Raw genomic sequence first — 16,433 nt, 5'->3', positions numbered from 1 at the left:
GTAGGACGTCGCTAGGCAATTATTCCGCAGTAGCTCAGTGGTAGAGCTATCGGCTGTTAACCGATCGGTCGTAGGTTCGAATCCTACCTGCGGAGCCAATGCTTCCATAGCTCAGCTGGTAGAGCACTTCCATGGTAAGGAAGAGGTCAGCGGTTCGAGCCCGCTTGGAAGCTTAAGAAAAAAGTAAAATTGGCCCGTTGGTCAAGCGGTTAAGACACCGCCCTTTCACGGCGGTAACACGGGTTCGAATCCCGTACGGGTCACCATTGGAGGATTAGCTCAGCTGGGAGAGCACCTGCCTTACAAGCAGGGGGTCGGCGGTTCGATCCCGTCATCCTCCACCATTTTAGTTTTGAGGTTTTAATAATGCCGGTGTAGCTCAGTTGGTAGAGCAACTGACTTGTAATCAGTAGGTCGTGGGTTCGACTCCTATCGCCGGCACCATTTTTTATTTTAATAGTGGAGGGGTAGCGAAGTGGCTAAACGCGGCGGACTGTAAATCCGCTCCCTCCGGGTTCGGCGGTTCGAATCCGTCCCCCTCCACCATTTATCATTTTCGAAAAGCCTTTATTCTTTCTTTGGACAAGTTCAAAAGGATGAAGTAGGCTATTTTTATGGAAATTGTACATTATATTAGTAAAATTACTCATATTTTGCGGTCAGTTGTGCAAGATAATAAGGTAATTGAATATAACAAATTTCCGAAAAACACTTGAAACTTGATGACATTATTACTGAGATTTTAATAATACTTGGTAATGTCGACGACATTTCGTGATATTTCCTGCTGAAATATCCCAAAATATCCTCTTGCGGAGAAGCTTCAGGAAGCGTATTCGAAGAAGGAGATTCACGAAGATTATTCATTGGGCTATAGCCAAGCGGTAAGGCAACGGACTTTGACTCCGTCATTCGTAGGTTCGAATCCTGCTAGCCCAGCCATTTTTATTTTATAGTTGTACGAGCCATTAGCTCAGTTGGTAGAGCATCTGACTTTTAATCAGAGGGTCGAAGGTTCGAGTCCTTCATGGCTCATCTCTTTTGGAAGTAGTTTGCGGTAGAGAAGTACCCCGCCAAGGTGGGGGTATCGGGTGTCGATCCTGTCTTCTACTTCATGAACTACTTCCTTTTTCATATTTGGGGCCTTAGCTCAGCTGGGAGAGCGCCTGCTTTGCACGCAGGAGGTCAGCGGTTCGATCCCGCTAGGCTCCACCAATTTCATGATGTACACCCACTAAACCTATGAGGTTTATTTTTTTTTGCATAAATCCAGAAATATCCCTTCTCTCCTCTCTTGTGTAGTGTATAGATATACACGATTTTGTCCAGTTGAGTCATTTTGATGTAAGCAGTTACAATAGAGTATATGGGGAAAGGGGGGCTTTCTATCATGAAGAAGGATATTTCGATCATTGGGGTACCAATGGACCTTGGCCAGATGCGAAGAGGGGTTGATATGGGGCCAAGTGCCATTCGTTATGCTGGTGTTGTTGAACGATTAGAAAGACTCGATTATGAAATAGATGATTTAGGTGATATTGAAATTTCACGTCCAACTCGTGGGGAAGTTAGTAACGATGAAAATTTGAAAAATCTTGAGAAAGTATCTGAAGCAAATGAGAAGCTTGCTGCTAAGGTGGATGAGGTCATACTAAATGGAAGATTTCCTCTTGTATTAGGAGGTGATCACAGTATTGCAATCGGAACACTTGCAGGTGTTTCCAAACATTATAATAATTTAGGCGTCATTTGGTATGATGCCCACGGTGATCTAAACACTGCAGATACTTCGCCATCTGGCAATATTCACGGAATGCCACTTGCCGCAAGCCTTGGCCTTGGTCATAAGCGTCTTACAGATATCGCTGGCTATAGTCCTAAGGTCAGACCTGAAAATGTTGTCATCATCGGTGCGAGGTCACTTGATGAAGGTGAGAAAAAGTTAATTAAACAGCTTGGGGTAAAAGTGTATACCATGCATGAAATTGATCGTTTAGGTATGACAAAGGTTATGGAAGATACGATTGACTATCTAAGAGAAAGAACAGATGGTGTACACTTATCGTTAGATTTAGATGGTCTTGATCCACATGATGCACCAGGTGTGGGAACACCTGTACTTGGTGGTATTAGTTACCGTGAAAGCCATTTAGCGATGGAGATGTTAGAGGAATCCAAATTAATTTCTTCAGCTGAATTCGTAGAAGTTAATCCAATTTTAGATGATAAAAATAAAACAGCTTCTGTGGCTGTTGCATTAATGGGTTCATTATTTGGTGAAAAACTGTTATAAGGATGTCGCAGTATCTCGGGTAAAAAGAGGTACTGTGTTTTTTTATTTTAAAGATTTGATTTCCAGCCACATAAACTAGCCAAAATTTGTTAAAATGAAACTTATGGAGAAAATGAAACCTTTTTTAAGGTCAATCGTAAATAATGATACCCGCAGTGGCGGAGGTATACCAAAATGGAGACAATAATCAAAAACAGAATTAGACAGATAAAAAATGGAGATCAGAATGCATTTGCGGAGATAGTAGAATTTTACAAAGACAAGGTTTTTCAAATATGCTATCGTATGCTTGGAAACCGACATGAGGCAGAGGATATTGCACAGGAAGCCTTTATTCGGGCATATGTGAATATTCACAGCTATGACTTGAATAAAAAGTTTTCAACATGGCTATATCGTATAGCAACGAACCTGTCAATTGACCGCATTCGTAAGAAAAAGCCTGACTACTATTTAGATGCTGAGATTGCAGGCTCAGATGGACTAACTATGTATTCTCAGATTGCCGCAGATGCTGCACTACCGGAGGACGAGCTAGAAACGATGGAGCTTCAAGAATTAATCCAAGCGGAAATACTGAAGCTTCCGGATAAGTATCGTTCGGTCATTGTATTAAAATACATCGAGGAGTTTTCATTAAAGGAAATTAGTGAAATTCTTGACCTGCCGGTGGGCACGGTAAAAACAAGAATTCACAGAGGCCGAGAAGCTTTACGTAAACAGCTTCGACATGTATAGGGGTGAGAAAAAAATGAACTGTTCAGAAAACAACATGTTTGAACTAATGCACAATTACCTAGATGAAGACATTTCTGAAGAGGAAGAGAAGCTACTACGTGAGCATTTGCATGCATGCGAATCATGCCATCAACATTTTCATGAGCTAAAGAAAACCATTGCGCTGGTACAAAGTACTTCTCACATTTCCGCACCTAACGATTTCACATTAAAGATCATGCAAAATCTACCGAAGGAAAAACGTACCGTGAGTTTTAGACGCTGGTTTAGAGAGCATCCAATGCTCACAGCTGCCTCACTTTTTCTATTATTAATGGCAGGGAGTCTTTTTTCAGTCTGGAATGAAAATGAGCAATTTTCTGTTTCAAAGCAACCCAATTTAGTTGTTGAAAACAATACTGTGATTGTTCCTGAAGGTGAAACAGTAAAAGGCGATGTCGTTGTTAAGAACGGAAAGATCGTAATTGAGGGAGACGTTGAGGGAGACGTCACTGTGATTAATGGGGAGAATTATATGGCCGCAGCTGGGAATGTTACTGGTGAAATTAAAGAAGTCAACCAGATGTTCGAGTGGCTTTGGTACCATATAAAAAAGGTAGGAACAGATGCAATCCATATTTTTGATCATGAAGAATAGGCCATCGGACACGATGGTCTTTTTTTCGGTTCGAATTTGTGCTCATCCCCCTACCAATTTGTAATTGGTACACGAAAGTTATATGATATAATATTATAGCTAACTATGTTTTTTGGATTATTTCATAGAGGAAGTGTGAGAATGTCATTTAATGAACTCCCATTACTAGGTTACCTCGGCATTTTTTTAGATGTTCTCCTTGTCTGGTATGTGATATATAAAATACTCTCCCTCATACGCGGAACAAAAGCTGTTCAGTTATTGAAGGGTATTATTGTGATCGTTTTTATCCGCTTATTAAGTAGCCTGTTAGAATTACATACATTGTTTTGGTTAGTGGATCAGGTGATGGATTGGGGATTCTTGGCGATTATCGTTATTTTTCAGCCTGAATTGCGAAGGGCATTGGAACAGCTTGGTCGTGGGAAAATCTTCTCCAGAAGTGGTTCTGAAGAAGATGATCAGCAGGTAAAATTAATTGAAGCCATAACAAAAGCTACAGATTATATGGCAAAGCGCCGCATAGGTGCACTTATCTCGGTTGAACGGCAGACTGGAATGGGGGATTATGTGGAAACAGGGATTCCACTAAATTCAACTATCTCATCTGAGTTGCTAATCAACATCTTTATTCCAAATACTCCTCTTCATGATGGAGCTGTCATTATTCAAAGGAATCAAGTAGCTGCGGCCGCTTGTTATTTACCACTTTCGGAGAGTCCATTTATTTCAAAGGAATTAGGAACTCGGCACCGAGCTGCTCTTGGGATTAGTGAGGTAACCGACAGCATAACCATTATTGTATCAGAGGAAACCGGGGCTGTGTCATTGACAAAGAACGGGGAATTACACCGTGATTTGAAACCTGATGCATTTCGAGAATTACTAAAACAAGAACTAATCACGAACGAAAGCATTACCTCTCATCCACTCTGGCAATGGAGGGGGAAAAAGAATGGATAAATTTATCGATAACCGTTGGGTTACACGAATTATTGCATTGTTAATTGCTATGCTTTTATTTGCAACAGTCAGCTTTGAAAATCAACCTACGTCCAAGAGTCCTGCAGGGCTGCCGTTATTTTCAAATTACTCGGAAACATTAACGGAGATTCCGGTAAATACATACTATGATGATCAAAATCTAGTGGTATCGGGAGTTCCTCAATATGTAAACGTCACGATAGAAGGTCCATCTGGCGTTACAAAAAGAGAAGGTCTACAAAAGGAAATTGAAGTGTATGCAGACCTCACTCAGTTATCAGTAGGCACTCATAAGGTAAAGCTACAGTTTCGAAATATATCTGATAAAATAAAAGTAAATATTGATCCTGCTGAAATTACCGTCGTCATTCAGGAAAAGGTGACAAAGGAATTCCCAGTTGAAGTTGACTTTGTTAACCGTGATCAGGTAGCAGAAGGATATACAATCGAACAGCCAGTAGTAGAACCGCGTGTTGTCAAAATAACCGGAGCCTTAGAGGAAATCGAAAGAATTGCGTTAGTAAAAGCAGTTGTCGACCTTAAGGGGGTTACAGAAACTTTTACACAGGAATCACGAGTAGCTGTGTATGATAAAAATCAAAATGTATTGTCGGTATCCGTTGAGCCAAATGTTGTTGGAATTACGGTTCCAATTGTTAGTCCGAATAAATCCGTATCATTTACGCTTAAGCAAAAAGGAAAGCTAGCGGATGGGTTAAGTTTAGTTAATATCACGCCAACGCCAAATCAGGTTACAATATTTGGTCCAAAAGAGGTCATTGATGCAATTTCTTCTATTGAGGGTGAAATTGACCTTGATAAAATAAAGGAAGATTCTACGATTAAGGTGAAGGTTCCGATACCCAAAGGGGTTATCCAGGTATCCCCACAGGAGATTGAAGTAAAAGTCGATGTCGAAGAAGAGATATCGGAAACCTTCTCGGATTTATCGATTAGAAATCTAGGATTAGGAGCCCAATTAGCACTTACCTTTGTAAACCCTGAAGCAGGGACCCTTGATTTAGAAGTTCAAGGTGCAACAAGTGTATTACAAGGGACAAGTTCTACTAATCTTGATGTATTTATTGATGTGACCGATCTAGGGATTGGTGAACACGATGTGGATATAGAAGTGAACGGCCCAGATAATGTGAGATGGGTATTACCTCAAGAAAAGGCAAAGATACGAATCACCGCAATTGAAGGGTAAAGGAAGTATCTGCAAAAGGAGAGATCATTTAAAATGGGAAAATATTTTGGTACAGATGGTGTACGTGGTGTTGCAAATAGCGAATTAACTCCAGAGCTTGCGTTCAAGGTTGGAAGATTTGGAGGTTATGTGTTAACAAAGGATAAAGAAAGACCAAAGGTTATTATTGGCCGCGATACTCGTGTTTCAGGTCATATGCTAGAAGGGGCACTTGTAGCAGGGCTATTATCCATTGGAGCAGAGGTTATGCGTTTAGGTGTTATCTCCACTCCAGGTGTAGCTTATTTAACAAAGGCTCTAGGAGCTGAAGCGGGAGTGATGATTTCTGCTTCACATAACCCAGTCCAAGATAATGGAATTAAGTTCTTTGGTCCAGATGGCTTTAAGCTTTCAGATGAACAGGAAAATGAAATCGAAGGACTTTTAGACCTACCTGAGGATCAGCTTCCACGTCCAATTGGAGCTAATTTAGGACAGGTAAACGACTATTTCGAGGGTGGTCAAAAATACCTCCAATTCCTAAAGCAAACAGTGGACGAGGATTTCACGGATATCCATGTAGCATTAGATTGCGCTCACGGAGCAACATCTTCTCTAGCTACGCATTTGTTCGCTGACCTTGATGCAGATATTTCAACAATGGGAACTTCTCCAAATGGTCTTAATATTAATGAAGGCGTAGGTTCTACACATCCTGAGGCACTTGCTGCCTTTTTAAAGGAAAAGGGTGCAGATGTTGGACTAGCCTTTGATGGCGATGGCGACCGTCTAATTGCGATCGATGAAAATGGGGATATCGTTGATGGTGACCAAATTATGTACATTTGTGCAAAGTATATGAAGGAACAAGGTCGATTAAAGCAACAAACGATTGTTTCTACGGTAATGAGTAATTTAGGTTTCTATAAGGCATTAGAAGCAAACGACATTGCGAGTGTGCAGACCGCTGTTGGCGACCGCTATGTGGTAGAGGAAATGAAGAAGAGCGGATATATCCTTGGTGGAGAACAATCTGGTCATATCATTTTCCTTGATTACAATACAACTGGCGACGGACTCTTAACAGGTTTACAATTAGTGAATATCATGAAGAGTACGAAGAAACCTTTATCACAGCTTGCTAACGAAATGATAAAATTCCCGCAGCTATTAGTGAACGTGAAGGTTACCGATAAATACCATGTTACAGATAACCCAGTGATTAAAGAGGTTATCGAAACGGTTGAAACTGAAATGAATGGAAATGGTCGTATTTTAGTACGTCCATCCGGAACCGAGCCTTTAGTAAGGGTAATGGCAGAAGCTCCAACAGAAGAACAATGTAAGGAATATGTAGACCGTATCGTAGCTGTTGTAAAAACAGAAATGGGTGCGGAGTAATTATACATTTTGATTAAAAATATGCAAACTTGGCACACCTTGTTCCAAGTTTGCATATTTTTTTAGTATACATGGAAGATTTATTCCATGTTTTGATTGACGAGGTTGGATTTTCTGTTGTATTATTATTTTTGTTCTTTTTTATTTTGAGAGAGGGGGTTAGGACAGGTCATTCAATATCATTTTTAAAGCGCCAGAACTAAACCATGAACGGAAAAAGTGACAAAGCAATAGGCTGTTGTTACAGGTTTAGTTGACGAGGAGGAGGTTTATCGAAATTTCGGCGGATGCCTCCCGGTTGTTATCAATCACGACCGCAAATCTTTTTAGGTAAAACAGAGGGGTGACTCTCTGCACAAACGAAAGGATATGATTGAGAAAAACTAGATAAATTCGAAAAAAAAGGGGCAAGTTAGCCCCGTGCTTTCTTGTTCCCTTTTTAGGGAGGAAACTTTATTTATGTGCGGAATTGTAGGTTTTATTGGACAGCAAGACTCTAAGGAAATTTTGTTAAAGGGACTAGAAAAGCTCGAGTATCGTGGATATGATTCAGCTGGAATTGCAGTGATGAATGATGAAGGTGTTCATGTTTTTAAAGAAAAAGGTCGTATTGCAATTCTTCGGGAAGCTGTAGACCAAAGTTTATTTGCTACAGCAGGGATTGGCCATACGCGTTGGGCAACACATGGAGTGCCAAGTAAAGTCAATGCACACCCCCATCAGGCAACAACTGGACGATTCACTCTTGTTCATAATGGTGTAATTGAAAACTACACTCAGCTTAAGGATGAGTATTTACAAAACGTTGAATTAAAAAGTGATACAGATACAGAGGTTGTTGTTCAAGTACTTGAGCAATTCGTAGTACAGGGACTTGAAGTAGAAGAGGCATTTCGTAAGACGTTAAGCCTTCTAAAAGGATCCTATGCAATTGCAATGCTTGATGAACTTAACAACGAAACAATCTATGTTGCGAAAAACAAAAGTCCACTACTTGTTGGTCTTGGCAACGACTTTAATGTTGTAGCAAGTGATGCAATGGCCATGCTTCAAGTAACCGATCAATACATCGAGTTAATGGATAAAGAAATTGTCATTGTTAAAAAAGAGTCTGTCACAATTAAAAATTTAGCGGGTGAAACAATCAACCGTGACCCATATACAGCAGAGCTAGATGCTAGTGATATTGAAAAGGGAACCTACCCACACTATATGCTTAAGGAAATTGACGAGCAGCCTTTAGTGATGAGAAAAATCATTCAAGAATATCAAGCGGAAAGCGGAAAATTAGCTATTGATCCTTGCATTCTGGAAGCAATGAAGGAATCTGACCGCATCTACATCATCGCTGCTGGTACTAGTTATCATGCTGGTCTTGTCGGGAAACAATTCATTGAAAAAATGGCGCACATTCCTGTAGAGGTCCATATTTCTAGTGAATTCTCATACAATATGCCGTTATTATCGGAGAAACCATTATTCATCTTTATTTCACAAAGTGGAGAAACAGCAGATAGTCGCGCTGTGTTAGTACATGTAAGAGAAATGGACCACAAGTCCATTACGATTACAAATGTACCTGGTTCAACACTTTCTCGTGAAGCTGATTACACATTGCTGCTACATGCAGGTCCTGAAATTGCAGTGGCATCAACAAAGGCTTACACAGCCCAGTTAGCAGTACTTGCAATTCTTGCCTATGTAACAGCTGAATCGAAAGGTATAAAGGTTGGGATGGACCTTGTAAAAGAGCTTGGTATCATTGCGAACAGCATGGAAGCTCTTTGTGATGATAAAGAAGTGATGGAAGCTATCGCTTGGGAGTATTTCACAACCACTCGCAACTGCTTCTTCATCGGTCGTGCGATGGACTTCTTTGTTGGCTTAGAGGGTGCCTTAAAGCTAAAAGAAATCTCCTATATCCAGGCAGAAGGATTTGCTGGAGGAGAATTAAAGCACGGAACAATTGCCTTAATCGAAGAAGGAACACCGGTTATCGCTCTAGCAACGCAAGAGCATGTTAACCTAAGCATTCGTGGAAATGTAAAAGAGGTTGTTGCACGTGGTGCACATCCATGTATCATTTCAATGAAGGGCTTAGAAACAGACGAAGACCGTTATGTGCTCCCGGCTGTTAACGAAATGTTAACACCGCTGATCTCCGTTATCCCATTACAGCTTATCTCTTATTATGCAGCACTTCACCGTGACTGTGACGTTGATAAGCCGCGGAATTTAGCGAAGAGTGTGACGGTTGAGTAAGGAAATATCGGATTAGAATAAAATGTATATAGCTGTTACTTTCCTCTTCCCCATGCTAAAAAGTCGGTACCTACTGTTAAATAGTTGGTATCCAAACGGTAAAGGAAGCGGGAAGACTAGCGAAAAGTTATGATATGTATCTAACGTTTATTCAATTGTAAAATCAATCAAAATTCGAGGCTGGGTCCAATGTGATCCAGTCTTTTTTGTTCCACCTCAGCGGCATGTATGAGAACGGTGTCTACATAATTAATATCTAGTTTCGTCAAATCCTTGTGTGCTCCCTAGTCTTTAATCCATACTAAAATGGAGAAAGAAAATAATATAAGAAATTAACGTTTGACATATTTTGGTGTGTTGAATATACTAATGTTAGTCAGTACTGACATTCTCGGAAGGGATTGAACTAGGAGTCATGACTTTAACTCGAAAACAGAATACAACAGAAAAAATCATTACTGCCGCAATCGACCTTTTTTCTAAAAATGGATATAACGGGGTTACAACGGAGGAAATTGCAAAGGAAGCTGGCTTTAGTGAAAAGACGCTATTTAGACATTTTCAAAGTAAGCAAAACTTATTAGAGCAAGCAATTGATCGATATCATTATGCTGAGGAAATGCGTGCAATTTTTGATAGTAAGCTCACCTGGAATCTTGAGGAAGATTTACTGTTAATTAGCCAGAATTACCATAGAATCATGCATCGGAACCGAAAAATGCTCCGAATCATTATGAAAGTAGGGGAAAATGTTCCTGGCTTGCACCAGTATTCACACAGACACCCTCAGGCATTAAAAGAATTTTTAACGAACTATTTTGCAGAAATGAAAAATAGGGAAAAAATAGTTCTCTATGATGCGGAGAGAATTGCGATTACCTTTCTTTATATGAATTATGGATTAGCACATGGAAGAATGAACGAAGACCCTGCTTTTACTGATGAAAGGTTCGCGAAATTAATAGAAGAAAGTGTTGCATTATTTACTAGGGGATTAACTCCCTAGTATGTTTTTTACTTTGAAATGTCAGTCAGTACAGACTTTCTTTTATTTCGAAAAGGAGGAATAAATCATGGAAAACATGATAAAAAAGCAAGCGAGTGAAAAGTTATTAATTATTATGATGCTTACGGTCACTTTTTCGTCTATGAGTATATTACTCTTCAACTTTGTTCTTCCCCTCATAAGCGAAGAATTTCAACTCACAAATTCTCAAGTAAGCTGGGTTACTTCGTCCTATACCCTTATATATGGGATTGGAACAGCGATTTATGGGAAATTAGCAGATCGGTATAAATTGAAAAATTTATTAACCTTTGGTTTAATTCTTTTTAGTTTCGCGTCATTACTCGGTTTCTTTTCTACATCCTATTGGCTTTTGCTCGTTGCGAGGTGTTTACAAGCAGCTGGTGCGGCGACGATTCCTGCAACAGCGATTCTAATTCCGATACGATACTTTCCTATTGAAAGAAGAGGTACAGCGATGGGAACGGTGTTTATAGGAACAGCTTTAGGTGGTGCACTCGGACCTGTTATTTCTGCATTAGTAGTCAGTGTTGTGGATTGGCGTTGGCTTTTTTGTATCCCTCTATTCCTTCTTTTGACGTTGCCATATTACTTGAAATATTTAGGAGATGAGCACGGAACCGATATCGATCTTGATTGGTTAGGTGGAGGATTATTGGCCTTAACGGTTGCCCAAGTTTTATTAGGAGTTACAAACGACACAGTTTGGTTTATCGGTGGGATTGTTGCTTCAATTTTATTCATCATTCGTATTCATTCTGCGAAACATCCTTTTATACAGCCCGAGCTATTTAAGAACAAAAAATATTCATCTAATTTAGTGCTCGCGTTTTTAATAACAGGAATTGGTTATTCACTATTTTTTCTCACTCCTTTATTTCTAGCAGATGTACAAAAACTCCCTGCAAGCATGATTGGATTTGCGATGGTACCCGCTGCTGCTGCATCGGCCATATTGAATAGACATGGTGGAAAGCTTTCAGATTCGAAGGGAACATCCTATTTATTCTTTCTTGCATCAAGTTTATTAATAGTATGTTTCATCCTGCTTTCCACATTACTCAATTCGAATGCTTTGGTCATTTCGCTATTTCTAATCTTGGGCAATGTTGGCCAATCATTTATGATGATTGTCATGTCTAAATCGATCTCAACAACATTACCTAAGGAGCATGCAGGTGTTGGAATGGGCATGCTAATGATGCAAAATTTTATTTCAGGCTCTATTGCAATCGGAATATACGGGAAATCCGTTGATATGGTAGCAATTAGTCCATGGAATCCATTTTTTCAGTCATCGATTGGTACTATTTACAGTAACATTTTCCTTGTATTGGCTATGTTACATGTTGTTATTTTGATTGTTTACAAGTTTAAGATTCATAAATCCCTTAATGATTAATTTCAGTGGGAAATCCTTTTGATTTAATATTATAAATCCAGTTTAAACTTTTATTTGGAAAATTTATAATACAAATTATAGGGGGGACAGCAAATGATTGAAAAAAAGATACAATCATCAAAAGGAAACGTCTATTACTGGACGAATGAAATAGCTTCTCCACAGGACTTTGCTATTGTTTTTTGTCATGGATTAACAGCAGACCACGCCCTTTTCGATAAACAAGTTGAGCATCTATCTGCTGAATATAAGTTGATAACTTGGGATTTTCCTTTGCATGGAAAATCAAGGCCTTATGAAGATTTCTCTTTCGCAAATGTCAATCAAGAGCTGTTAACTATACTCGAACAGGAGAATATAGAAAAAATAGTCTTAGTGGGACAGTCGGCAGGAGGTTATATTGCTCAGTCCTTTATTCAAGAATATGGGGACAAAGTGATAGGGTTTGTAGGAATAGGCACAACTCCTTTTGGTAAAAGTTATTATAAAAAGTCGGAATTATTTTGGATTAAACATTTTTCTACCATTGCTAAACTGTACCCTTTTAATTACTACTGTAAAGCAGTTGCAAAAGCTATTACGGTAACTGATGAAGCAAGGGAAAGTATGTATAAATCATTAGTTAGTTTGGGTAAAAAAGACATGTTGAAGGCAGCTAGTGCGGTTTATGGTGAGTTTTTGAAGATAGAAGATGAAGTTCAATTTAATTGTCCAGTTTTAATTACCTATGGAGAATATGACAATACAGGTTATGTGAAAAAATATAGTAATAGTTGGGCAAAAAAGACTGGATATCCATTGATCATTATTTCTAGTGCCTCTCATAACGCAAATTATGATAACTATGAGGAATTTAATGAACTACTCATGTCTTTTATTCAATCAATTTATTAGATGGCACATTTATAAACAGACAACAGGAAATAACATTGAGGTGTATCAGACAATATCTTGTATCCAGCCGTTTGCTTTAATCAGGGATTTTACTTTCTTCTTCTTATTAAATCGATCTGATCGTCAGCTGCTAAGTAGAAGAAGGATTAGCTTAAAAAGTTTTTATTGAACCACGCAGGTTGTCTAACAAATGGTATATCAAGTCTCGATAAGCCAATTTTTTATAATGGGGAAGAAAAGAGAAGTTTTATTAAACCTTAAATCAAAAATAAATATCAATTCGGGGCGGATTCTATCGGATTACGTCCTTTTTCTTTTTGTTAAATAATCCTCCAATTCTTTGTTCAATAAGGCAATTACCTTTTCGCATTCTTTTTTTCTTCTATTATGTTGTTTTCTTCACTGTTTAAATCCATAGATTTTCAATTAAGATTCGTGGGTTTTCTAATCAAATTCCTGTCCGTTCTCCAATTTTTTCTCTCTGTTATGGAAGAAATTTTTGGTAGGGGAATAAAGAGCCTTCTATCTTACGAAAATGAAAATAGGGATCAATACTTATTTATTTCATTACAAGCCACCTTCCAATCGACTTCTAAATATTATAGTAAAATAGTTTATTTAATAAATAAATGTTCTTCCATCCTGTTTCGGTATATTTAGAATAATGAAGTAAAATACTCAATTAATTTTATTTGTTTTGATCGTTTGTATGGAGAAACCTTGATTTTACAGTGCTTTAAAGCGTAAGCAGGACTTTAGGAGCATTACCAATATCGTAGTTTTTGTAGCTGAATTGTAATTTACCATACACACTAGCGTAATAGTTTTTCACTATACTAATATACCTAGTGGTTAGTAAGGGAAAGAAAAAATGATAGAACGAATTATTTAACTACTAATAGAAAAATAAATAGTAAGGGAGAAAAAAGATGATAAAACGCATTACATTAGTTTTTATGACAGCAATGGTCTACATGTCTTCTTTAGTCATTCCTGCTAATGCGGAGAACGCTGGAACAAACGGGACCAAACCCTGGATGAATACAGAGATCTCTGCTGAGGAGCGCACCGAGCTACTTCTCGATGCGATGACGATGGAACAGAAGATGCAGCAGATTGCTATCTCACGTTTCAATGAGAATGACACCGGTGAGACGGTCGTCATCAACAAGGGCGGTACTAGCAAGTACCAGAATGGCGAATTCGCACCACAAGGTACCCTTCCTGGGTGTGAGTTTCAAGACACAGGCCGGCAAATCAAAGGGATCGAGGAACTCGGTATCCCTACAGTACGTATGACCAACGGTGGTACGGGCGTTAAGGGCGGATCGTGTCACAATGACCCATTGGCGACTGGCCTTCCGTCTACCCCAGGTTTGGCTGCGACATTCGACCGCGAGCTAAACTATGAGGCTGGCCGAATCCTTGGTGAGGAGACACGAGCTTTCGCGCATCACGTGTTCCTCGGACCAGGTATGAACCTCATCCGTCACCCGTACGGTGGCCGTAACTATGAATACTTTAGTGAGGACCCTTATTTGACAGGTACCCTTGCAATCGAGCAAACAAAGGGTATCCAGGATCAGGGAGTCCAGGTACAACTCAAGCACATGGCTGGAAACGAACAGGAAACTGAGCGTTGGACAATGGGTGTCCAAGTTCCTTCACAAGCTATGAACGAATTGTACATGTTGCCATTCGAAATGACCGTCAGAGATGCTGACCCAGCTTCCGTGATGTGTTCATTCCCGGATGTTAACGGTACTTATGCATGTGACAGTTCTGAACTTCTACAAGATGCCCTACGGAAAAACTGGGGCTTTGACGGATACGTCATGAGTGACCGTCGTGCGATTCACGACACAGTGGCTGCTATCAAAGCGGGTATGAATGTCGAGCTTGACTGGGCACCACAGTATTACACACAAGAGAAGATCCAAGAGGCTCTCGACTCAGGAGCGGTAACTGAGGACGACATCGACAATCTACTTCGTCCACGTTACATCAAGATGATCGAGTTTGGCCATATGGATGAGCCTTTTGACAAATTTATGCCGGAAATCGTCGATCCGATGGCTAACGGCGCTACCGCACGGAAGATGGCCGAGGAAGGCTCCGTGCTGTTGAAGAACGACAACGGCTTCCTGCCATTAGACGGTGAGCCAAAGTCGATCGCGTTGATCGGCATTGAGACGTTCGCTGGTGCGGCAAAGATGTCCCCACGTTCTGTTCGTGACGACAATGATTATGTAGTGACTCCATATACGGTCACACCACAAGAAGGCTTAGAGAATGTTATTAAAGAGTTGGGCTACAACACGAAAGTGACGTACAACAATGGCAGTGACCCAAAAGCTGCTGCTAAGTTAGCTGCTGAATCTGATGTCGTGCTTCTCATGGTCGGCGACAACCCACATGAGACAGTGGACCGAGAAACACTCGGCTTCCCAGCCTTGAACCTCGAAACGGGCGTGGCTGAGCAGGAGCCGGTGATCGAGGCAGTTATGGAAGCTAACCCTGAGAACACAGTGGTGGTATTGAAGACTTCCGGTACGTCAATTATGCCGTGGTTGGATAAGGTACCTGCAGTTCTTCAAGCATGGTACCCAGGTATGGAGGATGGCAATGCCGTTGCTAACCTACTCTACGGTAAGGTTAATCCATCTGGTAAGCTGCCAATGACGTTTGGAGCTGCTGAGCGTGAAGCAGCATTCGCAACTGAAGAACAGTACCCTGGAACTCGTCAAGATACAGGTAAGGTAGGTGGCCCAGGCCCTTACGGTGATGGTAAGTCCGATCAGCTAATCGCTCAATACACTGAAGGTCTTGAGATGGGTTACCGCTGGTACGAAGCAAACAACGTGAAGCCAGTCTTCCCATTCGGGTTTGGCTTGTCGTACACGACTTTCGAATATGACAAACTTAAAGTGAAGAAGGTCCAAGATAAAGGCTCAGTGTCTGGTATTGACGTGTCCTTCACGATCACGAACACAGGTGACGTTGCCGGTAAAGAAGCTGCACAAGTCTATCTGACTCTACCAGACGAGGCAGGGCAGCCGACTAAGCGACTTGTTAACTTCGAGAAGGTTGACCTTGAGCCTGGTGAGAGCGAGCGTGTGACAGTACGTATTAACCATGCAGACTCTAACCACCCGTTCTCTTACTTTATCCCAGAAGAACCGGATAACTTGGCGAACTGGGCTGACGGAAAGTGGGCTACTGTTGACGGAAAATACCGCGTGCATGTCGGTGGTTCCTCTGCAGACACTCCGTTAGAAAAGGATATTCCGTTGAACTTCAAACTTGACAAGGACAACGGCAAAGGCAACAACAAAGACAACAACAATGGTAACAAAGGCAATGGCCAAGGCAACAACAATGGTAACAAAGGTAACAACAATGGCAACAAAGGCAATGGCCAAGGCAACAATGATGGCAACAGCCAATGATAAACAGCAATGGCATGGGGAACTCTAAAATTAGGAGGCCCTAGCCATGGGATGACGTCGGCGACCCAGTAGGGGTCGTCAGGCATCCGAAGGTAGAGCCCGCGTACTCGGAGAATCAAGCCGATGCACGCGGGCTTTCCGCTTCTCTCGTCGCCTC

At 40.6% G+C, this 16,433-nt stretch carries 11 protein-coding genes and 9 tRNA genes; all 20 read left to right on the top strand.

Features of this window, described 5'->3' with window-relative positions:
- Positions 1-23: 23 nt before the first annotated feature.
- The 20 genes from V7097_RS20465 (at position 24) to V7097_RS20370 (ending at position 16,276) form a co-directional block, all read left to right on the top strand.
- Positions 24-98, top strand: a tRNA-Asn gene (locus tag V7097_RS20465).
- A 2-nt stretch (positions 99-100) separates the two neighbouring features.
- Positions 101-173, top strand: a tRNA-Thr gene (locus V7097_RS20460).
- 18 nt (positions 174-191) lie between these two features.
- Positions 192-266 (top strand) — tRNA-Glu (locus tag V7097_RS20455).
- A 2-nt stretch (positions 267-268) separates the two neighbouring features.
- Positions 269-344: transfer RNA gene (locus V7097_RS20450), tRNA-Val, on the top strand.
- Positions 345-368: 24 nt separating this feature from the next.
- Positions 369-444, top strand: a tRNA-Thr gene (locus V7097_RS20445).
- Between the two features lie 17 nt (positions 445-461).
- Positions 462-546 (top strand) — tRNA-Tyr (locus V7097_RS20440).
- A 321-nt stretch (positions 547-867) separates the two neighbouring features.
- Positions 868-942, top strand: a tRNA-Gln gene (locus V7097_RS20435).
- A 20-nt stretch (positions 943-962) separates the two neighbouring features.
- Positions 963-1,035: transfer RNA gene (locus V7097_RS20430), tRNA-Lys, on the top strand.
- Positions 1,036-1,139: 104 nt separating this feature from the next.
- A tRNA-Ala gene (locus V7097_RS20425) sits at positions 1,140-1,215 on the top strand.
- Between the two features lie 175 nt (positions 1,216-1,390).
- Positions 1,391-2,293 carry an arginase gene (gene rocF, locus V7097_RS20420; RefSeq protein ID WP_335705496.1) on the top strand — a complete coding sequence of 301 codons (903 nt, stop codon included), beginning with the start codon at positions 1,391-1,393 and terminating at the stop codon, positions 2,291-2,293.
- A 174-nt stretch (positions 2,294-2,467) separates the two neighbouring features.
- Positions 2,468-3,031, top strand: a complete 564-nt coding sequence (gene sigW / locus V7097_RS20415; RefSeq protein WP_335705495.1) for an RNA polymerase sigma factor SigW — start codon at positions 2,468-2,470, stop codon at positions 3,029-3,031.
- Positions 3,032-3,044: 13 nt separating this feature from the next.
- On the top strand, positions 3,045-3,668 hold the full coding sequence (locus V7097_RS20410; protein WP_335705494.1) for an anti-sigma factor: 624 nt from the start codon (positions 3,045-3,047) through the stop codon (positions 3,666-3,668).
- 141 nt (positions 3,669-3,809) lie between these two features.
- Positions 3,810-4,631 carry a diadenylate cyclase CdaA gene (gene cdaA / locus V7097_RS20405; protein ID WP_335705493.1) on the top strand — a complete coding sequence of 274 codons (822 nt, stop codon included), beginning with the start codon at positions 3,810-3,812 and terminating at the stop codon, positions 4,629-4,631.
- A complete protein-coding gene (locus V7097_RS20400; protein WP_335705492.1) occupies positions 4,624-5,862 on the top strand; it encodes a CdaR family protein in 1,239 nt (412 codons plus the stop codon). The genes cdaA and V7097_RS20400 overlap by 8 nt, the downstream gene beginning before the upstream one ends.
- 33 nt (positions 5,863-5,895) lie before the next feature.
- The gene (gene glmM / locus V7097_RS20395; protein ID WP_335705491.1) at positions 5,896-7,242 is read left to right on the top strand and encodes a phosphoglucosamine mutase; all 1,347 of its coding nucleotides are present in this window, start codon (positions 5,896-5,898) and stop codon (positions 7,240-7,242) included.
- Positions 7,243-7,701: 459 nt separating this feature from the next.
- The gene (gene glmS, locus V7097_RS20390; protein WP_335705490.1) at positions 7,702-9,504 is read left to right on the top strand and encodes a glutamine--fructose-6-phosphate transaminase (isomerizing); all 1,803 of its coding nucleotides are present in this window, start codon (positions 7,702-7,704) and stop codon (positions 9,502-9,504) included.
- A gap of 415 nt (positions 9,505-9,919) precedes the next feature.
- Positions 9,920-10,510 carry a TetR/AcrR family transcriptional regulator gene (locus V7097_RS20385; protein ID WP_335705489.1) on the top strand — a complete coding sequence of 197 codons (591 nt, stop codon included), beginning with the start codon at positions 9,920-9,922 and terminating at the stop codon, positions 10,508-10,510.
- A gap of 67 nt (positions 10,511-10,577) precedes the next feature.
- Positions 10,578-11,933 carry an MFS transporter gene (locus tag V7097_RS20380; RefSeq protein WP_335705488.1) on the top strand — a complete coding sequence of 452 codons (1,356 nt, stop codon included), beginning with the start codon at positions 10,578-10,580 and terminating at the stop codon, positions 11,931-11,933.
- Positions 11,934-12,026: 93 nt separating this feature from the next.
- The gene (locus V7097_RS20375) at positions 12,027-12,827 is read left to right on the top strand and encodes an alpha/beta fold hydrolase (protein WP_335705487.1); all 801 of its coding nucleotides are present in this window, start codon (positions 12,027-12,029) and stop codon (positions 12,825-12,827) included.
- 929 nt (positions 12,828-13,756) lie between these two features.
- Positions 13,757-16,276 carry a beta-glucosidase gene (locus tag V7097_RS20370; protein ID WP_335705486.1) on the top strand — a complete coding sequence of 840 codons (2,520 nt, stop codon included), beginning with the start codon at positions 13,757-13,759 and terminating at the stop codon, positions 16,274-16,276.
- The last annotated feature ends 157 nt before the right edge of the window (positions 16,277-16,433 follow it).

Source organism: Bacillus sp. JJ1562 (assembly GCF_036962705.1).
GTDB lineage: Bacteria > Bacillota > Bacilli > Bacillales > Bacillaceae_L > Ferdinandcohnia.
This window is presented reverse-complemented; position numbering and strand designations above follow the sequence as displayed.